The following is a 1,353-nucleotide window of genomic DNA, read 5'->3' on the forward strand; positions in this document are numbered from 1 at the left end:
GTTTTCTCAGGGACAGCCTCCGGCGTCACAGCCTGCGCCGCAGCAGCCAGCCCTGCCTTTCCCCGCTCTTCCCAGCCCGGCCCCAGAACCGCGTCGGCCCACTCGTCAAGCAGACCTATGAACCTGACCGCTGAGAGCGGCTGCTCGGTCCGGGATTTCGTCATGGCCCAGCGTGTGACACACAGAAGCGACTCGACCGCTTCTGCATCCGCGCCGAACCTGTCGCTCAATTCGTCTTCAGAAATTTCCGAGCCGGGCCGACCAACAAGGCACTCGATGAGCAGAGCCCCAACCGAGTATGCGTCGTTTTCATACGCCGTCTCCGCAGGGATGTCTCCTCGCAGCGTAGCGCCGAGGAGCTTCACTTCTCCGTCAGGGAGAATCATCACCGATTCTGGCTTCAGATTCCGATGCGCCACACCGACCTCGTGAAGAGCAGCGATCCCTTGCAAACACTCCAGGATGAGACACAGGGTACTGGACGGCCCGAGGCTGCCCACGACACTCAAAATCTGCCGTAGATTTTCGCCGGAGACAAACTCGCTTATGACCGCAATACCTCGCGCTCCCACCCGGTAAGCGTAGACGCGCGCCAGACGCAAGTCGGTCACCAAACAGAGGGTTTCAGTGTCGTTGCGTACCCGATCAAGGGCGTCCGCGCCACTGAACCCCTCCCGGAAAAGGTATTTGATAACCACTTCGAGGTTGGAGTCTTCCCGACGCGCCAGTGCTGTAGTGGACATGGCGCCATTGCTGAGCTCCCTCAGCAGTATGTAGCCATGGAGAGGCCACGGCTGACGACCATCCCGGTTGGCCAGATCGCTGCGCCGCTTCCGCATTCTTCGCTTCTCTTGGCCTGCTCCCCCGACACCGACACGCATGCGGCTCCTCCAGTCCCCTCTTCTGCGCTGTCGGTGGGCATGACCTACGGCATGCCTGCCTCCGAGTCAACTCCGCCGGAACGAAAGCGGTCGCACGAGGTGGACGGATGAGCACCGCCCTAAGGGGAAGTACTGGATGGGAAAGGATCCATCATCCAGGTAGCCGCCTGCGAGGACTTCAATTGTTCATTCGCTGCAATCTTCAAGGCGCACCCGGACAACAGCCTGGCCCGAGTACACAAAACCGCTCGAGTCTGGCAGAGCGACCCACTCGGCTACATGCTCAACTTCGAAGCATCTGAGGTCGGCAGCGGATTCAAAGCTGGCCACGTGCTGCCGCGCTAACTCCAGGGCAGCTTCAGGATCGGTGCCATATGATTTGAAGGTCCGATAACGCCGCACAGTTCGCACCTTTCACCCTTACTTGAAAATCACGGGTCGATGATTAACAAATTTACGTCGGTGCTTTCAC

The 1,353-nt window shown here is 59.6% G+C and carries 1 protein-coding gene; it reads right to left on the minus strand.

Annotation, left to right across the window (positions count from 1 at the left end):
- Positions 1-743: protein kinase (locus AB0N17_RS46710; RefSeq protein WP_366017732.1), on the minus strand; the 743-nt coding region annotated here is incomplete at its 3' end.
- Positions 744-1,353: the final 610 nt, after the last annotated feature.

The organism is Streptomyces sp. NPDC051133 (genome assembly GCF_040682635.1).
GTDB lineage: Bacteria > Actinomycetota > Actinomycetes > Streptomycetales > Streptomycetaceae > Streptomyces.